Here is a 20986-nt window from a genome sequence, read left to right as displayed (position 1 = left end):
TGGTCGGTTGACCAATAGTGCTGGCGGGCGGTGAGCGATCTGCGGACGTAATCGATGTGCAGGGGAGAGCGATGTGAGGGCTATGGCGTCCGTTGAGACTGGCTCGGTACGGGATACGGGACGGATGCGCCCAGTGCGTACGCGACGGTCCGGGGTTACCACTTTGCCGCGGTTGCTGGCGGTGGCAGCGGAGGCCGATCCCGACGGTACAGCCGTAGCGTTTCGTGGGGCTGTGCTCAGCTATCGAGAGCTCGATGCGCTTTCGTCGCGGTTGGCGCGGTTGCTGATCGGGCGCGATATCGGTGCGGGTGATCTCGTAGCGGTGGCCATCGAGTCGTCGATCGAGGCAGTGTCGGCGATGTGGGCGGTGGCCAAGACCGGTGCGGGATTCGTCGTGATCGACACGAACACACCGGCGCGGCAAGCTGAGCGTCCGCTGTCCGAAGCGGAACCGACCGTCGGCCTCACAGTCGGGGCGTCGTGGTCCAGCTTCGAACCGAATACACCTCGGACGCTGCGTGATTCGATCGAGTGGCTGCTGATCGATGACCCCGGTGTCCGGAGCGAACTCGCCCAATTGTCCGGCGAGCCGGTGACCTACGCGGATCGGTTGCGTCCGATCCGGGAGGACGACATCGCCTATGTGACCGCCTCCGCACCCTCGGTCGACGCCGTGCCGGTGACGCATGCGGAGTTGGCCGCGATCGGTCTGCGACCGGACCGGTCCCACCTGCCGAAACCGCTCCACGATTTCTTGTCCACAGTGTTCACCCGCCCCGCGTATCCCGGAAAGACGCTGGCCGACTTGCTCGACGGCGTAGTGGTGGCGTACCCGGACGCGATCGCGGTCAAATTCGGCGCTGAAACATTGACCTATCGCGAATTGGACATTCGAGCGAACAGGTTGGCGCGCAGGCTGATAACGATGGGCGTCGGACCGGAAAAGCTGGTCGCGGTGGCGCTGCCCCGATCGCTGGACCTGGTGGTCGCATTGCTCGCGACGGTGCGGGCGGGCGGTGCGTATCTGCCGGTCGACCCGGCGTATCCGGCGGACCGGATCGCCTACTTGCTCGCCGACGCCGAGCCGGTGTGTGTGGTGACGGGACCGGGCCTCACCCTGCCCACCGCCGCACCCTCGATCATGGTGACCGACGCCGACCTCTGCGATATGGATGGCTCGCCGGTCGGCGACGAGGACCGGTCGGCACCGCTGCGCCCCGCAAACCTCGCCTATGTGATCTACACATCCGGCTCGACGGGGCGGCCCAAAGGGGTGCAGATCCCGCACCACAATGTCGTGACGTTATTCGCGAACACTCGGTCGGAGTTCCGCTTCGATCATCGGGATGTATGGACGATGTTCCATTCGTACGCGTTCGATTTCTCGGTGTGGGAACTCTGGGGTGCGCTGCTACACGGCGGCACGTTGGTCGTCGTCGACCACGACACGTCGCGAGCCGCCGACCAGTTCCTGGAACTGCTGCGCACCGAGCGGGTAACCGTGCTCAGCCAAACTCCCTCGGCGTTCTATCAGCTGGCCGAAGCGGACCGCATAGCGTCGGCGAACGCGGATGTCGCCCCGTTGTCGTTGCGGTACATCGTGTTCGGTGGTGAGGCACTCGAATTTCGCCGACTGGCCGACTGGCGTGCCCGTCACGGCGACGCGGCAGCGCACCTGGTGAACATGTACGGCATCACCGAAACGACCGTCCACGCAACCTGTCACCGGGTCATGGCGGACGATCGCAGCGTAATCGGTTCGGCCATAACAGGTTTGCGGATCTTGGTGTTGGATAACCGATTGCGTCCGGTACCGGAGGGGGTGCCGGGCGAGATCTATGTCGCGGGTGCGCAGTTGGCTCGTGGCTATCTCGGCCACGCGGTATTGACGGCGGAGCGGTTCGTGGCCAACCCCTTCGCGGCCGATGGATCCCGCCTGTACCGCTCCGGCGACCTGGCCGCGTGGAACTCCGACGGCAACCTCGTATACCTGGGACGTGCCGACGATCAAGTGCAGGTGCGCGGATTCCGCATCGAGCTCGGCGAGATCGAGACCGCTGTACTGGCCCTGGAATCGGTCCGCCAAGCCGCCGTCGTCGTCCGCGAGGACGCTCCAGGCGATCGGCGGATCGTCGCGTATCTGGTCGGACGATCGGACGTGGCGGAGGTGCGTACCGAGCTGGCTCGCAGGTTGCCGGAGTACATGGTTCCGTCGGCCGTCGTTGTCGTCGACGCGATACCGCTGACCGCACACGGCAAATTGAACCGCAAGGCGCTCCCCGCACCGGTAGTCGAAACCGCGGTATTCCGTGCGCCGGAACACCCCATCGAGAAGACGGTCGCCGACGTGTTCGCCGCCGTGCTCGGTGTCGACCGAACCGGCTTGGACGACAACTTCTTCGCACTCGGCGGCAATTCGCTGTTGGCAACCCAGGTCGCGGCCCGGCTCGGCGCGGAATTGGACGCACGGGTGCCCGCGCGGTTGCTGTTCACCGCGCCGACAGTGGTCGCGCTGGCCGCCGAGGTCGGACGGCACCTGGGTGCGGCGGGGCGGCGAGCGTTGGTGGCCGAACCTCGGCCGGAACGAATTCCGTTGTCGATGGCACAGCAGCGGATGTGGTTCCTCAACCAGTTCGATCGGGACTCGGCGGCCTACAACATCCCGGTAGCGGTGCGGCTGACCGGCGACCTTAACGTTGCGGCGCTGCGACAGGCGATCTGGGATGTGATAGCGCGACACGAGACCCTGCGCACGTTCTACCCGCAGCACAATGGTGTTCCCTACCAGTCGATCCTGTCCGCCGATCAAGCGGCCATCGACCTCACGCCGCAGCCGGTCGACGCTGCTGCGGTACTGCCGCGGCTTGTCGAGGTAGCCGCCACCGGCTTCGATGTAGCAGCCGAGGTTCCGTTGCGGGCCAGCCTGTTCCGGGTCGACACCGCAGAGACCACCGAACATGTGCTGGTGTTCGTCGCGCACCACATCTGCTGTGACGGGTGGTCGGTGATGCCGTTGACCCGTGACGTGATGCTGGCCTACGCGGCCAGATCCGTTGGTACGCGGCCGGATTGGGTCCCGCTGCCGCTGCAGTATGCCGATTTCAGCCGCTGGCAGCGGGAGGTGCTGGGTTCCGAGGCGGACCCGGACAGCCTGATCTCGAGGCAGATCGACTACTGGCGCACCACGCTGTCCGGCTTGCCCGATGAGCTCGCTCTGCCCTTCGACCGGCCCCGACCGGCCACCCGGTCGCTCGAAGGCGGGCACGTGCTGTTCTCGATCGACGGCGAGGTGTATCGCGGTCTGTCCGAGCTGGCCCGTGCGCGGAATGCGACATTGTTCATGGTGCTGCACACCGCGTTCGCCGTATTTCTGGCCCGCTGGTCGGGCACCGACGACATCGTCGTCGGCACCGCGGTGGCGGGGCGCGGCGAGCCCGAACTCGATTCGGTGATCGGTATGTTCGTCAACACCCTGGTGCTGCGCACCGAGGTCCGCGGCCAGGAGAATTTCGGGGAATTGCTCGAACGGGTCCGAGACGTCGATCTGGACGCGTTCGCGCATGCCGATATTCCGTTCGAGCGGCTGGTGGAGCTGCTGAATCCGGATCGGTCCACGGCACGAAATCCATTGTTCCAAGTCGGGTTGGTATTCCAGAATCTGCCGGAAACCGCCTTCGATCTGCCCGGATTACGCGTCGCCGCAGTCGATTTCGAAACCGGCGTCGAAAAGTTCGATCTGTCGCTCGCGATCCGGGAGACCGGCGCGGGATTGGCCGCGCAGGTGTCTTTTGCGCGAGACCTGTTCGACGAAACCACGATCCGAGTGATGACGGACCGGTTCACGCGGTTGCTGGCAGAGATCGTCACCTGGCCGCAACTGCCGGTGGGTGATCTTCCGTTGCTTGCCGAAGACGAGTACGCCGCACTCACCGCGGTCCATCCCGTCGAGGCAACGGCCGGGGCGCTGATGCCGGAACTGCTGCTCCGAGGTGTGCGGAGGGGGCGTGACCGGGTCGCGGTGCGCGACCACGGCCGATCGATAACCTACGGTGAACTCGATGATCATTCGGCACAGCTGGCGCGCGTGCTGATCGATCGCGGAGTCGGCCCGGAAACGATTGTTGCACTGGCTTTCCCGCGCTCGTACGAGATGCTGTCAGCGGCGCTGGCGGTCGTCAGGGCCGGGGGTGCGTACGTGCCCGTCGATCCGACGTATCCGCCGAATCGGGTGCGGCATATGGTGACCGACTCAGCGGCGGTGATCGGCTTGACCATCGCCGAATTTGTGGACCACCTGCCCGGCGACCTGACCTGGCTGGTGGTCGATCATCCGGCCATGGCGGCGCTGCGCGCGCGGCAGCCGGCGCTGCCGATCACCGACGCCGATCGGATTGCCCCACTGCGCCCGCACAATCCGGCGTACCTGATCTACACCTCCGGTTCGACGGGCGTGCCGAAGGGCGTCACGGTCACCCATGCCGGATTGGCCGGGTTGATCGAGCATGCGGTGGGTGTTCTGGAGCTCGAGCCGCAACATCGACTGCTGCACTCGATTTCGCCGAGTTTCGATCCGGCGGCATTGGAATGGCTGTGCGCGTTGTCGGTCGGCGCTACCTTGGTCATCGTGCCGCCGACCGTGATCGGCGGGCCCGAGCTGGCGGCGGTGCTCCGCGACGAGCGGGTGACGCACGGCAGCGTCACTCCGGCGGTACTCAGCACCATAGATCCTGCCGCTGTGCCGACCGAAACATGGTTGGTCGGCGGCGATATCACGACGCCGGAGTTGGTGGCGAAGTGGCAGCCGGGCCGCCGCTACATCAACGCCTATGGTCCGACCGAAGTCACCATCGCGGCGACCTTCGGTGCGCAGACTGCCGGGCGCGACATCACCATCGGCGCACCGGTGCGCGGTGTGTCCGCATTGGTGCTGGATTCGCGGTTGAATCCGGTTCCGCCCGGTGTCACCGGGGAATTGTATTTGGCCGGAGAAGCATTGGCCCGCGGCTACCACGCGCGCGCCGGGCTCACCGCGGATCGGTTCGTCGCCGATCCGTGGGGCGAGCCGGGAGCGCGAATGTTCCGGACCGGTGACATGGTGCGCCGGTGTGCGCCGCCCGAACAGTCGGCCGACGCTGTTTCCCAACCGCGCTGGGACTTGAAGTACGTCGGACGGTCGGACTTCCAGGTGAAGGTCCGTGGCTTCCGTATCGAACTCGGCGAAATCGACGCGGTGCTCGGCTGCCACGACGACGTCGACTTCGCGGTCACGGTCGGTCGCGAAACCGCGTCGGGGGAAACAGTTCTGGTGTCCTATGTGCGTGGAGTACCCGGACGGCAGCTCGACGCGGATCGTCTCACCGAGTTCGCCGAGGGCGGACTGCCCCGGCATATGGTGCCCGCCGCGATCGTGGTGCTCGACGAACTTCCGCTGACCCCGGTCGGCAAGCTGGACCGGAAGGCGTTGCCGGACCCGAGATTCGAAGCCGCGGCCTTCCAGCCGCCATCCACACCCACCGAGAAGGCCATTGCGGAGGTGTTCGCGCAGGTGCTCGGTGTCGAGCGGGTCGGTGCCGACGACGACTTCTTCGCGCGGGGCGGCACCTCATTGCTCACTCTCACACTGCAACACGCACTGTCCACCCGACTCGGCGTCGATCTTCCGGTGTCGACGCTGTTCAGCGCCGCCACCGTGCGCGGGCTCGCCGCTCGCATAGCCGGTCAGGACGCGCCGACGCACGATCCAGCCGTGATCGCGGCCGATGCCGTACTCGGACCGGAGATCTCGACGGCGGGCCGCGCACCGATCCACCAGGGACCCGCACGCGACGTACTGTTGACCGGAGCGACGGGTTTCGTGGGGGCATACCTGCTGCGGGAACTGCTGGACCGCACCGACGCCCTCGTCTGGTGTCTGGTTCGTGCCGACAATGGCCGTCAGGGCCGCGACCGGATCCACCGCGCCTTGCAGCGCTACCAGCTGTGGGACGACGCGCTGGAGGCCCGGATCGTCGCCGTGCCAGGCGATCTCGCCGCGCCGTCGTTCGGGCTGTCCGCTGTCGCCCACGCGTGGCTCGCCGACCGCATCGACGTGATCTACCACAACGGCGCCCAGGTCAATCACCTCGAGCCGTATGCCCGTCTACGGGCCGCCAATGTCGAGGGGACCCGGGAAGTGTTGCGGCTGGCGGCAACTCGACGGATCAAACCCGTACATTTCGTCTCCACCGCCAACACCGTGATCTCTACCGTGCGCCCGGCCGCCGTGGTCGGCGAGACCACCCGAATCACGGCGGACGAGTTGCCCGCGCAGGGGTATGTGGCCAGCAAATGGGCCGCCGAACAACTGGTCCGGCAAGCGGGTGAGCGCGGTGTGCCCGTCCGGATCTACCGGCCCGGACTGGTTTCCGGCGACCTTCAGGTCGGTATGAACAGTGCCGACGACTCGTTCTGGAACATGATCCGCGCGGCGGTGATCCTCGGCGTCGCACCCGAGGTCGGGACGGCGACAATCTCGCTCGTCCCAGTGAGTTACGTGGCCCGCGCCATCGTGGCGATTTCCGTCGGTCCCGCGACCGATATCGAATACCACTTGGTGAACGACGAACCGGTAGCGATCCGCGACATCTTCGAATGCCTGCGCGAACACGGTCTACCTGTCGAGACCGAGTCGCTCGACACGGTTCAACTGCGGCTCGCCGACGAAGCCCGAACGCGTTACCTGGCGGGTGACGACTCCTTGGTTCGCGCAGCCCTGCTCGCCAACAACTACCCGGGCGGCGCGGCCGACGTCGTGCTGGACAGCACCAACACGCGACGGGCGCTCACGGGGAGCGCGATCTCCTGTCCACCGATCGATGAGAACGTGCTCGACACCTACATCGGTGCCTTCATGGAATCAGGATTCCTGCCCACGCCGATCGGGACTTCCCGCGAATAGCGTCGACGAGCATCCGGGGTCGCAGGTGTCCACTGAGAAGGCTCGTCTCCCAGGCCGTGCGGCAGGGAGACGAGCCTTATCCCTCATCCTCGGCCGTGCTGTCCGGCAGCGGGCAGCGGGATGCCGATGGCGTGCGCGGCCTGTTGCAGGCCGGCCTGGATTTGCTGTATTCCCGTCTCGATGACGTCGGTTTCAGGTGCGGCGGAGTTCGTCGTGCTGGGTAGTGCGGTTTCCGTGTCGGAGATGGCTTGTGCGGCAGGGGACACCGTGGCGGAATCAGTGGTGGTCGGCGGTGGCAACTGGCGGGCGATTCCGTCCGATGTCCCGAGCACGACGCCGGACACCGCGCCGACAGTGGTGCCGACGGCGAAACCGATTGTGGCGCCCAGGATCGCGCCGACCGGACAACCGACGATCAGGAACGGCAGTCCGGCCACGCAGCCGAGGCCCAATCCGAATGCGGTTCCGGCCACGCCGCCGATTGCCCCACCGGTCAGGCCGCCGATGATGGCACCTGCTTCGGCGCTGGGAAAGACGTGGGCGGGGTAGTCGGGCAAGCCGCCGATCGGACGTTGGGCTACCGAAGTCACGGCCACCGATCGGGCATTGTCGGTGGCGGTGGAACTGATGGCTGTGGCGGCCGGTATCGGCTCACCGAGTATTTGGGTAATAAGTTGGCGCTGAGAGTATTCGGGTGCGAATTCGGCTTCGGCAACCGTGGCCGATGCGTAGCCGGGCGACGCGACCGCGGCCCCGGCGGGTATCAGCGAAGCGGTGGCAGCTGGCACAGCTGTGGCAACAAGCGCGATCATGAGCTTGGAAGTTCTTGTATGCACTGATCATCCCCAATCTTTCGAACTGCCTGACGGGGCGAAGCTAGCAACTGGAAGTAACCTCGGCAAACGCACAGCAACCATCCGGTTCGCCGCGTGGATGAAGAATTGGCGGTAACTATCGCGCCTCGAAGCGATCTGTCGAGGTAGTCGGCGCGAAGTCGACCGTCGATGAGTCGGAAGTGATTGTGCTCACACAACAGCCTAAAGTGCTGTAGGGCAGCCGTTATGCGAGGTTCATCGGCGCTGACGAACTGGCTGGCATCGGATTCGTACCGAAGTGCCAGCAGAGGGTCGGGTGGTTATGGAGAAGAACCACTGACAACATGTTGCTGCCTCGGCAGCCACCCATCAGGTTCCGCTGGGGCCGGAGATGACTTGCATCGAGGTGAATTCGTGCAAGCCCCAGATGCCGTTCTCCACACCGATACCGCTGCACTTGTGCCCGCCGAAGGGGAGGTGTGGTCGAACCGCGCCACCGTGGGCGTTGATCGACACCTGGCCGCAATCGAGCCGGGTGGCAATCGAATGCGCCCGATCGAGATCGCCGGACCATACGGAGGCGGTGAGGCCGTACCTGCCGTTGTCCGCGCGGGCGACGGCGTCGTCGAGGTCGTGGTAGCGAATGATCGGCAGGGCGGGTCCGAACTGTTCGTCATCGACCAGGCGGATGCCATCGGTCACGTCGGTCACGATGGTCGGCGCGCAGAAGAATCCGGGTGGACCGACGGCCTGTTTGCCCGCCTTGGCCGTCGCGCCGTGCCGCACGGCATCGGCGACCAACCCGCGGACGCGGTCGAGTTGGCGCCGGTTGATCAGCGGCCCGAGTTGGACGCCGGGCTGCCTGCCGTCGCCGACCCGGACGCGACCGGCGATCTCGGTGAGCGCGTCGGCGACCTCGTCGTGCAGTGCATCGGGAACGTAGATCCGCTTGACGGCGAAGCAGGTCTGCCCGTTGTTGCCGAACGCGGCCCAGAACAATGCTTCGGCCACCTCGGCGGGGACGACGTCGTCAAGGAGGATTGCCGGATCATTGCCGCCGAGTTCCAGCGTCGCGGGCTTCAGTGCCTGTGCGGCTGCGACCCCCACGAGCCGACCGGTCGAGATGGATCCGGTGAAGCTGATCTTGCGGGGCGTCGGGTGTGCGGTGATCGCCGCGCCGAGTGGGTCGGTCCCGGACACGACGTTCAGCACGCCGGCGGGCAGGACACCGGCCAGAATTCGGCCGAGTTCGAGTGACGACAGCGGTGTGCACGGCGACGGTTTGAGCACCATCGTGTTGCCCGCGCGCAGGGCGGGCGCGACCTTCCACATCGCGAGCGCGATCGGAAAATTCCAGGGCGTGATCGCGGCGACCACGCCGAGCGCCCGGCGATAGATCCGCGCGTGGCTGTGCTTGCCGTTCCGCACGGTCTCCGGAGCCGACTCCAGCTGCGCGAAGTACCGCAACCAAAGTGCCGCACTGGCTATTTCGCGTCGCGCCTCGGCCAATGGTTTGCCTTGCTCGGCGGTGAGCAGCTCGGCGAGCGGATCGGCGGCGGCGAGCACCGCCGCGGCTGCGGAGTCGAGCACCTCGCGGCGTCGGTCGTCGTCGGCCGCCCACTCCGCGAACGCGGACAGCGCGCTGTGCATTGCGGCGTCGAGTTGCGCGGGCGAGCATTCCGGAGCCTGGGCGAACACTTCGCCGGTGGCCGGATCGACGACATCGAACACGCGGTTGCCGACGACATGGTCACCTTCGATGGTCATCCCGAATTCGCTCATCGCGCAATCATTTCGCTGCCGCCGGCCAATCGAGTTGTTTCGGAGGGGATTCGGTGCGCTCGCTGTCCGGTGCGTTGATCAATTGATCTTTGTGGCCGCCCGACATTGAGTGAACAGGTGTGCGGGATCGGCCGAGGAGCCGTCTTTTGACGGCGAGCCGACCGTAGACTTGCCTGCGTGCCCGGCCTCCGCGGACACCGCCACCTGGGTCACCGGCGGGTGGGGGTCGAGCATTCGTCGGCGTAGCGTGCTCGGGCGCATACTTCGCCGGCTCGGCTTGATCCCTGGGAGGGGAGTATGACGACATCTGGCCAGATGCCGAAGACGCGCCCGTCAGCTACCGATCGTTTATACAATTGGAAGCCGCAGGACGCGCTACGGACCAAGCTCACCCCGGCCGATCTCGACGGTTTACCGCCCGGCCCGACCGGTTCGGTCGGTCTGCAGACCATGCGATTATGGAAACGCAGGGATCGTTACCTACCGGCCCTACACGACCGCTATGGGGATATCTTTACCTTGCGCGCCGAACCGGCGGGTGTGCTTGTCGTCGTCAAGAATCCGGACCATATCCGCCAGATATTCCGCGGCGAATCCGATGTCTTCGAGGCCGGGCGCGCGCAGGCGATGATGGTTCCGATGGTCGGGCACAAATCCGTGCTGGCACTGGACGGCAGCGAACACGAAATCCAACGAAAGTACATGATTCGCGCGCTGCATACGGAGCAAATTCAGGCCGTCGTCGCGCTGGTCGAAGAATTGACCGAGCGGGAGGTCGCGGGCTGGCCGGTGGGTCGGGTATTCCCGTTGTTGCCGCGTATCGAGACGCTGTCGCTCGATATCATGATCACCGCGCTGTTCGGCGACGTCGGCGAGGCGGGGTCGCGCGAGCTCGCGCGCGCTGTTCGGGCGATCATGGAGGTGCGGTTCTTTCACCTGGCCATGCTGTTGCATCCGCCGATGAGCCGCTTTTGGCCATGGCGGCGGGTCATTCGTGAATTGGACTACGCGGACACACTGATCTACCGGCTGATCACCGATCGGCGAGCGAATCCGACCGCATCGCGGCGGTCCGACATCCTGTCCCAGCTGCTGGCGGCGAATCCCGACGACACCTCGGTGCGCGACGGCCTGGTCACCCTGCTGACCGCCGGACACCAAACCTCCGCGATCGCGCTGACCTGGACCTTCGAACGGCTGCTTCGGCACCCGGACGCATTGGCCAAGGTGCGCGACGGCCTCGACGACCCGCGCGATCCCTATCGCACCGCGGTCGTGAAGGAGGCGCTGCGGGTGCGTCCACCGCTCTACACCGTGGCTCGGCGGCTGGCCGAACCGGTCGAACTCGCCGGATATCGGTTGCCCGCCGGGGTTTTCGTGGCTCCGTCGATCGGTGGCCTGCACGCCGACCCCGAGGTCTGGGGTCCGGACGCGGCGGCGTTCCGTCCCGAGCGGTGGCTGGCGCCGGATGTCCCACAGTCGGCTTGGATTCCGTTCGGCGGTGGAGATCGCAGGTGCCTCGGTGCCGGGTTCGCGCAATCGGAGATGGAGACGGTGCTGCGCGTCGTGCTGCGCGAGGTCGATCTGCGCGCGGATCGTCCGAGGGCCGAGCCCGCCGCGATGAACAACTTGCTGGTGGTCCCGAAGCGCGGCGGACGGGTGCGGGTACAGCGCCGGCTTGCCTGATATGCCGCGCGCCTCGCTTCGACACATGAGGCTCGAACAGAAATTTATTTGCCTCCTGCCTGCGCGTTAACACACAACTTCTCGATAGCGAACTGTTCCAAAAGACTCATCTAGTAGGAAGAAAGAAAATGGGTAGCCTTGTCCGTGGGGGGGAAGATCTCGGAATATCCGTGGACTGCGATCGCCCCGAAGGTAAAGTGATTTCTTGGCGTGAGCCGCGAGCACAACAGCTGCTGGCCGGCGCGATTTTCGGTTCCGGGCCCGATCAAGGTGGACGAGCCAGGCCTACCGGTCTTATCTTGCCGCACAGCCTGACATACGAGTCGTGGCGCGAGATCGGCTCGAAGATATTTACGATAGCCAACTCCTCGGCATGGTGGGTCGGTGACTGGCTCATTTATGGTGAGGATGAATTCGGTAACCGTTACGAACAGGCGATCAAGGAAACGTCCTTTCGCTATCAAACGCTACGCAACTGTGCTTGGGTGGCCCGTAAGTTTCCGATGTCCCGCCGGCGGGACAGGCTGAGTTTCGGTCATCACGCGGAGGTGGCCGCACTGATCGAGGTGGAACAGGACACGTGGCTGGCGCGGGCCGAGCGATTGCAATGGTCCCGCAACGAATTGCGGCGGCGACTGCGTGCCGCGCAAATGGTCGAACGGAATGGCCGCGACGGTGTCATAAAGTTACCGAAGTTGGCCTCCCCGTTGAAAATCGACCTGACCTATGAACGTCAGGAACACTGGCGTACCGCGGCGGAACGCGCAAACTGTGACAATCTCGCCGACTGGGTGGTCGGCACCCTCGACCGGGCGGCACGGGAGATCCTGGAATGAGCAGCGATAGCGAACGAACCCGCTCGGCCCGCGGGAACGAACACGAATGGCAGGTGGACGCGCCGATCACCGCACGGCTCACCTGGGATTACGAACCACGTTCGCCGCGAACGCTTTCCCTCATCGAGCGAGCGCGTGCCGCGCAGTGGAGCGCGAAGTCGGATGTCGACTGGTCGACCGAGGTCGAGTTCGGTGCTCCGTTACCGAACGATTCGACCTTCAGCATGTCGTCGTTCGAGAGTTCGCCGTTCGCGCGGCGCGGCCGGGAAAGCTGGGATCTGTACCGATGGGAATTCCAATCGTGGATGATCAGCCAATTCCTGCACGGTGAGCAGGGTGCCCTCGTCGCCGCGGCGCGGCTCGTGGAGATGCTGCCCGATCTGGAGAACAAACAGTTGGCGGTCAGTCAGGTCGTCGACGAAGCGCGGCACGTCGAGGTGTTCTCGCGATACCTACGCGAGAAAGTCCCTGAGCCGTATCCGATTTCCGATTCACTGTCCACCTTGCTGGGCGACATACTTTCCGATTCCCGGTGGGACGTCACCGCACTCGGCATGCAGATCATGGTCGAGGCGCTGGCGATGGCGGCGTTCCGGATGGCGAACACGACCTTCCACGATGACCTCATCCGCGACATCACGCGGCTGGTAGCCCGCGACGAGGCGCGGCACGTGTCGTTCGGAGTTCTGAGCCTCAAGGAGTTGTACACCGAGCTCACCGACGCGGAACGGCGTGAGCGCGAGGAGGTCGTGCTGGACGCCGCGCAGCTGATGCGCCGGCGGTTCCTGCTCGAGGACATCTGGGACCGCATCGACGTCAGCCGAGCCGACGGCATGCACTACGCGCTCACCGACCCACTGATGATCGCTTACCGGCAGGCGATCTTCGCCAAGATCGTCTCCGCGCTCGGCCAGATCGGTCTGCTGACCGAGCGGGTGCGGGACGGAATGTCGCAGATGAATCTGCTGGGGTTCTCGGCGAATCGTCGTGTGCTGGCGTCGCGATGACCGTGTCGCCAGTCATCGTGGCGGCCGTACGGACGCCGATCGGCAAGCGCGACGGCGCACTGGCCGGCCTCAAAGCGGTCGAGTTGCTCGAACATGTGCTCGTCGAGGTTATCCGCCAAGCCGGTATCGAACCGGGCGAGGTGGAACAGATCATCGGCGGCTGCGTCACCCAAGCCGGTGAGCAGAGTTTGAATGTGACGCGCAATGCCTGGTTGAACACCGGACTGGACTATGGGGTCGCGTGCACGACCGTCGACGTGTCGTGCGGATCCGCCCAGCAGGCCAACCATTTGGTCGCGGCGCTCATCGCCGCCGGTGTCATCGACGTGGGTATCGGGTGTGGCGTGGAATCGATGAGCCGGGTGCCGATGGGTGTCAACTTCCGCAACGGGCCCGGCCATTACAAGACCAAGAACTACAGCTGGGACGACCCACGTGGCGGCCAGTTCGGCGGCGCGGAACGGATCGCCCGCCGGGAAGGCTTGTCGCGCACCGAGATCGACGCCTACGGGCTACGCTCGCAGGATCGTGCGGCCGCCGCATGGGCGGCGGGCCGGTTCGACCGGGAGGTGGTCCCGATTCCGGCGCCTGCCCCGAGCTCGGACGGTGCGTCGACCAATTCTCTGACGGTGGACCGTGATGAGGGTCTGCGCGCATCTTCGATGAGCGACCTGGCCGGATTGCCGCCCACCATCGACGGCGGCCTGCACACCGCCGCGACCACCTCCCAAGTGTCCGACGGTGCGGCGGCGGTGCTGTGGATGTCCGAACGCAAAGCGCGGGCACTCGGCATCCGGCCGCGGGGGCGGTTGCTGCATCAGCTGGTCACCGGCGCCGACCCCTACTACCTGCTGGACGGTCCCGCCGTGGCCACCGGCCAGATCCTCGACCGGGCTGGAATGTCGTTGCCGGACATCGACCTGTACGAGATCAACGAGGCATTCGCGGCGGTCGTCCTGTCCTGGGCGCGGGCGCACAAGGCGGACCTGGACAGGACCAATGTGAACGGCGGGGCGATCGCGCTCGGTCACCCCATGGGCGCGACCGGCGCCCGGCTTGTGGTATCGGCGCTGCACGAGCTCGAGCGCACCGGCCGGGAAACCGCGCTGATCGCCATGTGCTGCGGCGGCTCGCTCGGTACCGCGTCGATTCTGCAGCGGATGTGACGGGTAGCCGATGAAGAAGACGGAGTTCTACCGCCGCTCTCGGACCGATCTCGACGGGCCGCTGCACGGCGTGCGGGTGTTGGATTGCACCACGGTCTGGTCCGGCCCGATGGCCAGTTGCGTGCTCGCCGATCTCGGCGCCGACGTGCTGCGGATCGAGATGCCGCGCACCCGGGCGGGCAGGCTGCCACCGGAAATCCCCGGCACCGGGCTGTCCTGGTTCGACCAGACAGTGAACCGGAACAAGCGCAGTGTCTCGCTCGACCTTCGGGTTCCGGCGGCTCGCGAGGTGTTCTTGCGGCTGGTGGACACGGTCGACGTGGTCGTCGAGAACTTCCGGCCCGGCACGTTGGCGGGCTGGGGAATCGACTACGAGCACTGCTGTGCCGTGAAGACCGACATCGTCTTCGTGTCGATCTCCGGCTGGGGCCAGTTCGGCCCCGATGCCCCGCGCAGCGGCTATGACCCGATCACGCAGGCGAGCAGCGGGTGGTCTCGGCTCAACGGCGACCCGGCGGCCGCGACGAGCAAGGCGCCCACCTTTCTGGCCGACGACTTGGCGGGGCTGCACGCCGCCATCGGTGCGCTCGCCGCGCTACGGCATCGCGATCGCACGGGTGAGGGCCAGCATGTCGACGTATCAATGCTGGACGCGCTGCTTTTCCAGAGCGACGGCTACCTGACACTCGCGGCCACCGGCGTGCCGCTCACCCGGTGGGGTGATCAGAGCGAATTCGTGGTGCCGAGCAATTCCTACGAATGCGGCGACGGCCGGGTCTACCTCGCCATCGCGCTGGACAAACAGTGGCGTCGGTTCGCGGCCGCGATCGGGCGGCCGGAGTTGGCGAGGGCGCCCGGGTTCGCGGCCAACGCCGAACGGGTGGCCAATCGCGCGGAGGTGAATCACGTTGTCGGGCAATGGTGCGCGGCGAACACGGTCGAGCACGTGCGCGCCGTCCTGGACGCCGCCGATGTCCCCGTGACGATCGAGCGAAGCCTCGCCGAGGTCGCGTGTGACCCGCATGTGCTGGAGCGGGACATGTTGCAGCAGACCACGCTGAGCAACGGGACGACCGCGCCGATCACCGGACCGGCGGTGAAGTTTTCGCGGACGCCGACGCGGGTCCGTTTCGGCGCGCCCGCGCCGGGGTCGGCCACCGAAACCGTACTGGCCGAAATCGGTTTGAGCGCGCCGGACATTGCCGCGCTCCGCGGCGCCGGTGCGATTTAACGGGTGCGCGCTATGGACAATAATCGCCTCGGCATTCGCGCAGCGATGCGTTCTGGTTGCTCGCTTTCAGAAGTAGAATTGCCTACGGCTCCAAATAGCAGCATCGGCAAATCCGGAGGGTGCCATGGCTGATCATCTGTGTGCACTCGTCACCGGCGCATCCCGCGGAATCGGGCGGACGCTCGCACTGCATCTCGCTGCCCGCAATTACGCGATCGCGGGATGCTATTCGGCCGAAAGCGAAGACTCGATGAAGATCAAAGCCGAGCTCGCGGCCATCGGTGTGCCATTTTATCTCGGAGCGTGCGATGTCCGTGACTCGGATGCGGTCGACAGGTTCGTAACCGCCGCGTACCGATCGGTGGGCCCGGTGGGCGCGTTGATAAACAATGCTGGGATCGTTCGTGACAATCCGATCGTATTGATGCCCCGGGACGACTGGGATGCCGTCATCGACACCAATCTCACCGGCACCTGGAATTTCTGTCGATCGGTGCTGTACAGATTCATGAAACGCAGACGCGGGGTGGTCGTCAATATTTCGTCGGTCGCCGGTATCTACGGAAGCGCGACGCAAAGCAACTATTCGGCGTCGAAGGCGGGCATCATCGGGATGAGTAAGTCGCTGGCCAAGGAGGTGGCACCGTACGGTGTCCGCGTCAATGTGGTCGCCCCCGGCTTCATCGAAACGGACATGACCAAAGGGCTCCCCGCAGCAAAGCGAAAGGACGCGCTAGATTCGATTCCGCTCGGCCGGCTCGGTGAGCCCGGCGACGTCGCTCCGCTGGTGGCCTTCCTCATTTCCGACACGGCTTCCTACATCACCGGCCAGACGTTCGCCGTCGACGGAGGCCTGACATTGTGACCGGCAGCCTGGACCACTATCACCCGCTGGCGCCCGTGCACGGCATGCGCGCCGCGCCGCTCGCCGCGGTCGATGAGCTGCGGGTGCCGCCAGACCTCGACGCGTGGGTCGCCGACGGTCGACGGGACGAGCTGGTCTTTCGCGCGGTCAAGCACATCATGGACGACGAACCGTATCTTGCCGGGCATTTTCCCGGCTTCCCTGTGCTACCAGGGGTTTTCATCCTGGAATGCCTCGACCAGGCGATCCGCCAAGTGCTCGCCGGGCGGTCGGTCCGGCTGTCGGCGGTGCGGTCGATGCGCTTCCTGGCGCCGATCTTCCCGGGGGACACCATGCACCTGGACGTCAGCGTGCGAGCGAGCGCCGAACCCGGCATCTGGGTCGTCCGATCCCGGTGTTGCCGAGACGACGACCTTCGGATCGCCGCGATCACCGCGGAATTCGCGGGCAGCTGATGAGCCAGGAACTGATCATGCGCGACCACGGACAGATCCGGCGCTTGCTACCGCAGCGCTATCCGATGCTATTGCTGGATCAGGTGCTCGATCTCGTGCCCGGCGAATCCGTGCATGCGATCAAGGCGGTGACCGCCTGCGAGCCGTGTTATCAGGGCATCGCCGAAACGGTGGACTCGGACGCGTGGGCATATCCGGTATCGCTGCTGCTCGAGTCGTTCGGCCAGGCGGCGGCACTGCTGTGGATAGCGGGGCGCGAGGCCGGAGCGGAAGGCGTGCTGTTGTTCGGGGCGGCCCGGAATTGCCGAATACATTCCGCCGCCTACCCGGGCGACCTGCTGTGCCATCGAATTCGCCTCGACGCGCAGATCGGTGACACCGCGTTCGCGTCGGGGACCACCTCGATCGGGGACCGGCTGGTGGCCGAGGTCGGCACCTTCGCCGCCACGGTCCGGCCGTCATCGGCGGTACGTCCGCATATCAACAACCGAGAAAATGTCACGGAGCGAGAGGCAAAATGACCATGGTGCCGAGCAAAGAACTGAAGGCGCAATTGCGCGAAATCGTCGCCGAAGTCCTCGAGATAGAGCCCGAAGAGCTCTCGGACACAGCGGATTTCGTGTCGGAGTACGACGCGGATTCGTTGCGGGCAATCGAGATACTGGCGCGCATCGAGAAGCGATTCGGCATCGACGTGCCGCAATACGAACTGCCGGAAATGCGCAACATGAAGGCGGTCGAGGACCTGGTGCAACGTTATCTGGACGCGGGCTGACAGTGGACCGGGTTGTCGTCACCGGCCTCGGCCCGGTGTCGAGTATCGGCATCGGTGTCGCCGACTTCGGCCGGGCATTGCGGGCTGGGCGGGTCGGCACCTCCGAGATCACCGGCTTCGATTCGGCCGGCTTTCCCTATGTGCACGGCGGCGAGGTCCACGGGTTCGCACCGCAGGCCATGGTTCGCCGGGTCGATCCGGCGCGCTGGGGGCGCACCAGCCTGTTTGCCGCGGCGGCGGCGCGCTTGGCCGTTGACGATGCCGGGCTGGCCACGGGCGACGTGGCGCGCGACCGCATCGGTGCGGTGGTGGGCACGACGAGCGGGGAATCGCAAGTCGTGGAGGCACTTACGGCCCAGCAGGTGGCGGGCGGGTTCGAGACGTTGGATCCGAAACTCGTCGAACTCGTGCCCGCGGCACGCCTCGCACACGCGGTGAGCGAGGAACTGGATGCGACCGGACCGTCGGTCACGATCACGACCGCGTGTTCGGCGAGCAATTACGCGCTGGCGTATGCCTTCGAGCACCTGTGCTCCGGCAGCGCCGACGTGATGGTTGCCGGTGGCGCGGATTCGGTGTGCCGGTGGGCGCACGCGGGCTTCTACCGGATGGGTGCGCTCGCGGAGCGAGCCTGCTCACCGTTCGATCGGGACCGCTCGGGCATTCTCACCGGCGAGGGCGGCGCCGCCCTTGTACTGGAGACCTTCGAGCACGCGCGGGCACGCGGCGCGCGGATCTATGCCGAGATGCTCGGCTACGGTCTCAACTGCGACGCCCACCACATGGTGGCACCGAACCAGGACGACATCGCCGAATGCGTCCGGCAGGCGCACCGCAGCGCCGGCGTCGCACCGGCCGACATCGACTACATCTGCGCGCACGGAACCGGTACGCGGGCCAACGATCTCGTCGAGGCGAGGGCGATCCGTGACGTATTCGGTGACCGGCCGCCGCCGGTGAGCTCCATCAAGTCGATGCTCGGCCACACGATGGGCGCGGCGAGTGGGTTCGGCGCGATCGCGTCGACGCTGGCCATCGCCGACGGATTCCTGCCACCGACCGTCAATTGGCGGAACCAGGATCCCGAGATGCCGTGGCTGGACCCGGTTGCCAATGTCGCGCGGACCGTGCGCGTGCGCACGGTCCAGAACAACGGGTTCGCCTTCGGTGGCAATAACGCGATCACCATCTTCGGCGCCATGGACGAGGTGCGGGCATGACCGCCGGGGTGACGGGCTGGGGAATCCTGAGCTCGGCGGGCGTCGGCCCGCAGGTCTTCGCCGACGCACTCCATGGCCGCCGCGGCACCCGGCACCCGGTCGACGCCATGTACGACGAGGTGCTGCCGGAAGCGCAGGCGCATGTGGTCACCGATTTCGATGTCAAACGACACCTCGGCCGCAAGGGCACGACCTTCTACGACCGCGGCACCGGGCTGGCCCTGGTCGCGACCGCGCAGGCGCTGGCGGATTCGGGGCTGCGCGTCGATGACGAGAACCGCCGCCGCATCGGCGTGGTCTTCGGGACGACCGCGGGCAGTCTCAGCTCGACGATGACCTTCAGCAAGGACACCTTGATCCAGGCCCGCCCGTATCTCGTCAATCCCGCGCTGTTCCCCAACACGGTGATGAATACCGCGGCCGGGCAGACGGCGATCCGCTTCCAGCTCAAGGGCGTGAACACGACGTTGGCGGGCGGGCCGGTGGCGTTTCTGAACGTCCTGCGCTACGCCCAGAACACCCTGGACCGGCTGCGTGCCGACGCGTTGCTGGTCGGTGCGGTCGAGGAGTTCACGCCGCATTCGGCCTGGGCGGGTCGGCATATCGGTATCACGCCGGGTGAAGCGGCCGGTGTCTTCGTGCTCGAACGTGCCGACGAGGCGCGGCGCACCGGACGGCAGGTGCACACCGAGTTGTCGCCGGTGGTCTGCCGATTCAGCCCCGGCGGCCCCACCGTGGACGCCGTGCTGGCGTGCGCGGACGCGGCGCTGGACCAAGCGGCGACGACCTGGGATGCGCTGTCGCATGCGCTGATCTCCGGGACGGACGGCCCTACGGCCGCGCACATCCGCGCGGCCATGGCGCTGCGCGCGCCTACCGCACGCCAGCTCGATCTCGAGGTCACCTTCGGCGACTGCAGGGCGGCGGCGGGTGTGGTGCAACTGGCCGCCTCGCTGGTGGTCGGCGCGGCGGCCGCGCTGATGGTCGGCTGGTCCGACGACGGCGCGCTCGCGGCCGCGGTGGTCAGGGGGTGCGCGGATGTCCGTGGTCATCGAGGCTAGCGCGTGCCGAACCTGCTTCGGCGACGGTGACGCGACCTTCCGGGCACTGCTCGACGGCCGCAGCGGGATCACGCGGCTACGGTATGTAGATTCCGGAAAGGTCAACGTGCGGTGCGGATTTCACGCCGAGCCCAGCGCGGAGGAAGAGACCTATCGGGCGAGCCGCTGGCTCGGTGAATGTGTCGCTGCGGCTTTGGCCCGTTCGGCCGTCGACCTCCGGCGGCATCGAGTGCGGGCGATCGTCGCCACCGGGCTGCGCGAATTGCGTGCGGTGGAGCGGATGGCGCTGGACTCGGACGCTGAGTTCGCGGCCGACGCATTGCATTTCGGTACCGTGGTACGTCGAGCGGCGCCGGGCATCGCGGACGTGCTGACAATCTCCAACGCGTGCAGCGCGGGCGGATACGCGCTGGCGCTCGCGCAAGATCTGCTCGACGCGGGGGAGGCGGACGCGGTGGTGGTCGGTGGCACCGATTCGATGACGGCGTCGATGCTGGCGATGATCGGCAAGGTCAGCGAGACACCGACAACGGCGGTGCGCCCGTTCGACACCGACCGGACCGGAGTGTTGCTCGGCGAGGGTGCCGTGGCCCTGGTGGTTGTCCGCGAGGGCCTGGTCGGCGCGCCGGCCAGGGCCCGGTTGCTGGCCACCGGGTTGTCCTGCGACGCGGCCCGCGAGACCGCGCTGGATCACGACGGCATCTGCCGGGCGATGCGAGAGGCGTTCGAGCGAGGTGCCCGGGATCCGTCGGGCGTGGATCTCGTTGTCGCGCACGGCACCGGCACCGCGCTCAACGATCCCGCCGAGGCCACCGCGTTGTCCGAGGTGTTCGGCGCGGCAACGCCATTGGTGACTGCGCTGAAGGGCGCGGTAGGGCATACCTCCGGCGGTTCGGCACTGCTCAGTACCGAGATCGCCATCCGATGTATGGCGGCGGGAATGGTGCCACCCGTCGTCGGCCTGCGGCAAGCACTACCGGAGGCTGCTCACCTACGCCTGGTCACGGGGCGGGCGCTCGCAGCGTCCGTCCGGACGGCCCAAGTGAATTCGTTCGGTTTCGGGGGAGTCAACGCCGTCACGCTGCTGGAGGCTGTCGCATGAGTGGGCGCGGCGCGCGAACAACAGGGATGGCCGAATATGGCGAGCGAA

Annotated in this window: 15 protein-coding genes; 13 read left to right on the top strand and 2 right to left on the bottom strand. The window is 66.3% G+C overall.

Annotation, left to right across the window (positions count from 1 at the left end):
- Positions 1 to 82 precede the first annotated feature (82 nt).
- A complete protein-coding gene (locus ACFK0J_RS22255; RefSeq protein ID WP_378730235.1) occupies positions 83 to 6937 on the top strand; it encodes an amino acid adenylation domain-containing protein in 6855 nt (2284 codons plus the stop codon).
- An 83-nt stretch (positions 6938 to 7020) separates the two neighbouring features.
- Here the strand turns inward: ACFK0J_RS22255 and ACFK0J_RS22250 are convergent, their stop codons facing one another.
- Positions 7021 to 7749: a hypothetical protein gene (locus ACFK0J_RS22250; RefSeq protein WP_378730233.1), complete on the bottom strand. Its 729-nt coding sequence runs from the start codon at positions 7747 to 7749 to the stop codon at positions 7021 to 7023.
- 372 nt (positions 7750 to 8121) lie between these two features.
- On the bottom strand, positions 8122 to 9534 hold the full coding sequence (locus tag ACFK0J_RS22245) for an aldehyde dehydrogenase family protein (protein WP_378730231.1): 1413 nt from the start codon (positions 9532 to 9534) through the stop codon (positions 8122 to 8124).
- Positions 9535 to 9831: 297 nt separating this feature from the next.
- On the opposite strand from ACFK0J_RS22245, the gene ACFK0J_RS22240 reads away from it, so the two are divergent.
- From ACFK0J_RS22240 to ACFK0J_RS22185, 12 genes are all read left to right on the top strand, one after another.
- A complete protein-coding gene (locus tag ACFK0J_RS22240) occupies positions 9832 to 11220 on the top strand; it encodes a cytochrome P450 (protein WP_378730229.1) in 1389 nt (462 codons plus the stop codon).
- 128 nt (positions 11221 to 11348) lie between these two features.
- Entirely contained in the window at positions 11349 to 12056 is a 708-nt protein-coding gene (locus ACFK0J_RS22235; protein ID WP_378730227.1) for an LmbU family transcriptional regulator, read from the top strand.
- Positions 12053 to 13063 carry a ferritin-like domain-containing protein gene (locus ACFK0J_RS22230; RefSeq protein WP_378730225.1) on the top strand — a complete coding sequence of 337 codons (1011 nt, stop codon included), beginning with the start codon at positions 12053 to 12055 and terminating at the stop codon, positions 13061 to 13063. The genes ACFK0J_RS22235 and ACFK0J_RS22230 overlap by 4 nt, the downstream gene beginning before the upstream one ends.
- Positions 13060 to 14229 (top strand): steroid 3-ketoacyl-CoA thiolase, encoded by a 1170-nt coding sequence (locus tag ACFK0J_RS22225; RefSeq protein ID WP_378730222.1) that lies wholly within the window; start codon positions 13060 to 13062, stop codon positions 14227 to 14229. Before ACFK0J_RS22230 ends, ACFK0J_RS22225 begins: the two co-directional genes overlap by 4 nt.
- Before the next feature lie 10 nt (positions 14230 to 14239).
- Positions 14240 to 15460, top strand: a complete 1221-nt coding sequence (locus tag ACFK0J_RS22220) for a CaiB/BaiF CoA transferase family protein (RefSeq protein ID WP_378730220.1) — start codon at positions 14240 to 14242, stop codon at positions 15458 to 15460.
- 124 nt (positions 15461 to 15584) lie between these two features.
- Complete coding sequence (fabG, locus tag ACFK0J_RS22215; protein WP_378730218.1) at positions 15585 to 16325, top strand: 3-oxoacyl-ACP reductase FabG; 741 nt, start codon at positions 15585 to 15587, stop codon at positions 16323 to 16325.
- Complete coding sequence (locus tag ACFK0J_RS22210; RefSeq protein WP_378730216.1) at positions 16322 to 16780, top strand: 3-hydroxyacyl-ACP dehydratase FabZ family protein; 459 nt, start codon at positions 16322 to 16324, stop codon at positions 16778 to 16780. Before fabG ends, ACFK0J_RS22210 begins: the two co-directional genes overlap by 4 nt.
- Positions 16781 to 16797: 17 nt before the next feature.
- Entirely contained in the window at positions 16798 to 17301 is a 504-nt protein-coding gene (locus ACFK0J_RS22205) for a 3-hydroxyacyl-ACP dehydratase FabZ family protein (protein WP_378730214.1), read from the top strand.
- Positions 17298 to 17555 (top strand): acyl carrier protein, encoded by a 258-nt coding sequence (locus ACFK0J_RS22200; protein WP_218469347.1) that lies wholly within the window; start codon positions 17298 to 17300, stop codon positions 17553 to 17555. The genes ACFK0J_RS22205 and ACFK0J_RS22200 overlap by 4 nt, the downstream gene beginning before the upstream one ends.
- A gap of 2 nt (positions 17556 to 17557) precedes the next feature.
- A complete protein-coding gene (locus ACFK0J_RS22195; RefSeq protein WP_378730212.1) occupies positions 17558 to 18775 on the top strand; it encodes a beta-ketoacyl-[acyl-carrier-protein] synthase family protein in 1218 nt (405 codons plus the stop codon).
- Entirely contained in the window at positions 18772 to 19836 is a 1065-nt protein-coding gene (locus ACFK0J_RS22190) for a beta-ketoacyl synthase N-terminal-like domain-containing protein (RefSeq protein WP_378730210.1), read from the top strand. Before ACFK0J_RS22195 ends, ACFK0J_RS22190 begins: the two co-directional genes overlap by 4 nt.
- Complete coding sequence (locus ACFK0J_RS22185) at positions 19814 to 20938, top strand: beta-ketoacyl synthase N-terminal-like domain-containing protein (RefSeq protein WP_378730208.1); 1125 nt, start codon at positions 19814 to 19816, stop codon at positions 20936 to 20938. Before ACFK0J_RS22190 ends, ACFK0J_RS22185 begins: the two co-directional genes overlap by 23 nt.
- Positions 20939 to 20986: the final 48 nt, after the last annotated feature.

Source organism: Nocardia brasiliensis (genome assembly GCF_042691675.1).
Taxonomy (GTDB): Bacteria; Actinomycetota; Actinomycetes; order Mycobacteriales; family Mycobacteriaceae; genus Nocardia; species Nocardia brasiliensis_D.
This window is presented reverse-complemented; position numbering and strand designations above follow the sequence as displayed.

Excerpts from the sequence above, each read along its gene's own strand:
- ACFK0J_RS22255 (WP_378730235.1), top strand. The coding sequence starts at position 83 with ATGGCGTCCGTTGAGACTGGCTCGGTACGGGATACGGGACGGATGCGC.
- ACFK0J_RS22250 (WP_378730233.1), bottom strand. The coding sequence starts at position 7,749 with ATGATCGCGCTTGTTGCCACAGCTGTGCCAGCTGCCACCGCTTCGCTG.
- ACFK0J_RS22245 (WP_378730231.1), bottom strand. The coding sequence starts at position 9,534 with ATGAGCGAATTCGGGATGACCATCGAAGGTGACCATGTCGTCGGCAAC.
- ACFK0J_RS22240 (WP_378730229.1), top strand. The coding sequence starts at position 9,832 with ATGACGACATCTGGCCAGATGCCGAAGACGCGCCCGTCAGCTACCGAT.
- ACFK0J_RS22235 (WP_378730227.1), top strand. The coding sequence starts at position 11,349 with ATGGGTAGCCTTGTCCGTGGGGGGGAAGATCTCGGAATATCCGTGGAC.
- ACFK0J_RS22230 (WP_378730225.1), top strand. The coding sequence starts at position 12,053 with ATGAGCAGCGATAGCGAACGAACCCGCTCGGCCCGCGGGAACGAACAC.
- ACFK0J_RS22225 (WP_378730222.1), top strand. The coding sequence starts at position 13,060 with ATGACCGTGTCGCCAGTCATCGTGGCGGCCGTACGGACGCCGATCGGC.
- ACFK0J_RS22220 (WP_378730220.1), top strand. The coding sequence starts at position 14,240 with ATGAAGAAGACGGAGTTCTACCGCCGCTCTCGGACCGATCTCGACGGG.
- fabG (WP_378730218.1), top strand. The coding sequence starts at position 15,585 with ATGGCTGATCATCTGTGTGCACTCGTCACCGGCGCATCCCGCGGAATC.
- ACFK0J_RS22205 (WP_378730214.1), top strand. The coding sequence starts at position 16,798 with ATGCGCGACCACGGACAGATCCGGCGCTTGCTACCGCAGCGCTATCCG.
- ACFK0J_RS22200 (WP_218469347.1), top strand. The coding sequence starts at position 17,298 with ATGACCATGGTGCCGAGCAAAGAACTGAAGGCGCAATTGCGCGAAATC.
- ACFK0J_RS22190 (WP_378730210.1), top strand. The coding sequence starts at position 18,772 with ATGACCGCCGGGGTGACGGGCTGGGGAATCCTGAGCTCGGCGGGCGTC.
- ACFK0J_RS22185 (WP_378730208.1), top strand. The coding sequence starts at position 19,814 with ATGTCCGTGGTCATCGAGGCTAGCGCGTGCCGAACCTGCTTCGGCGAC.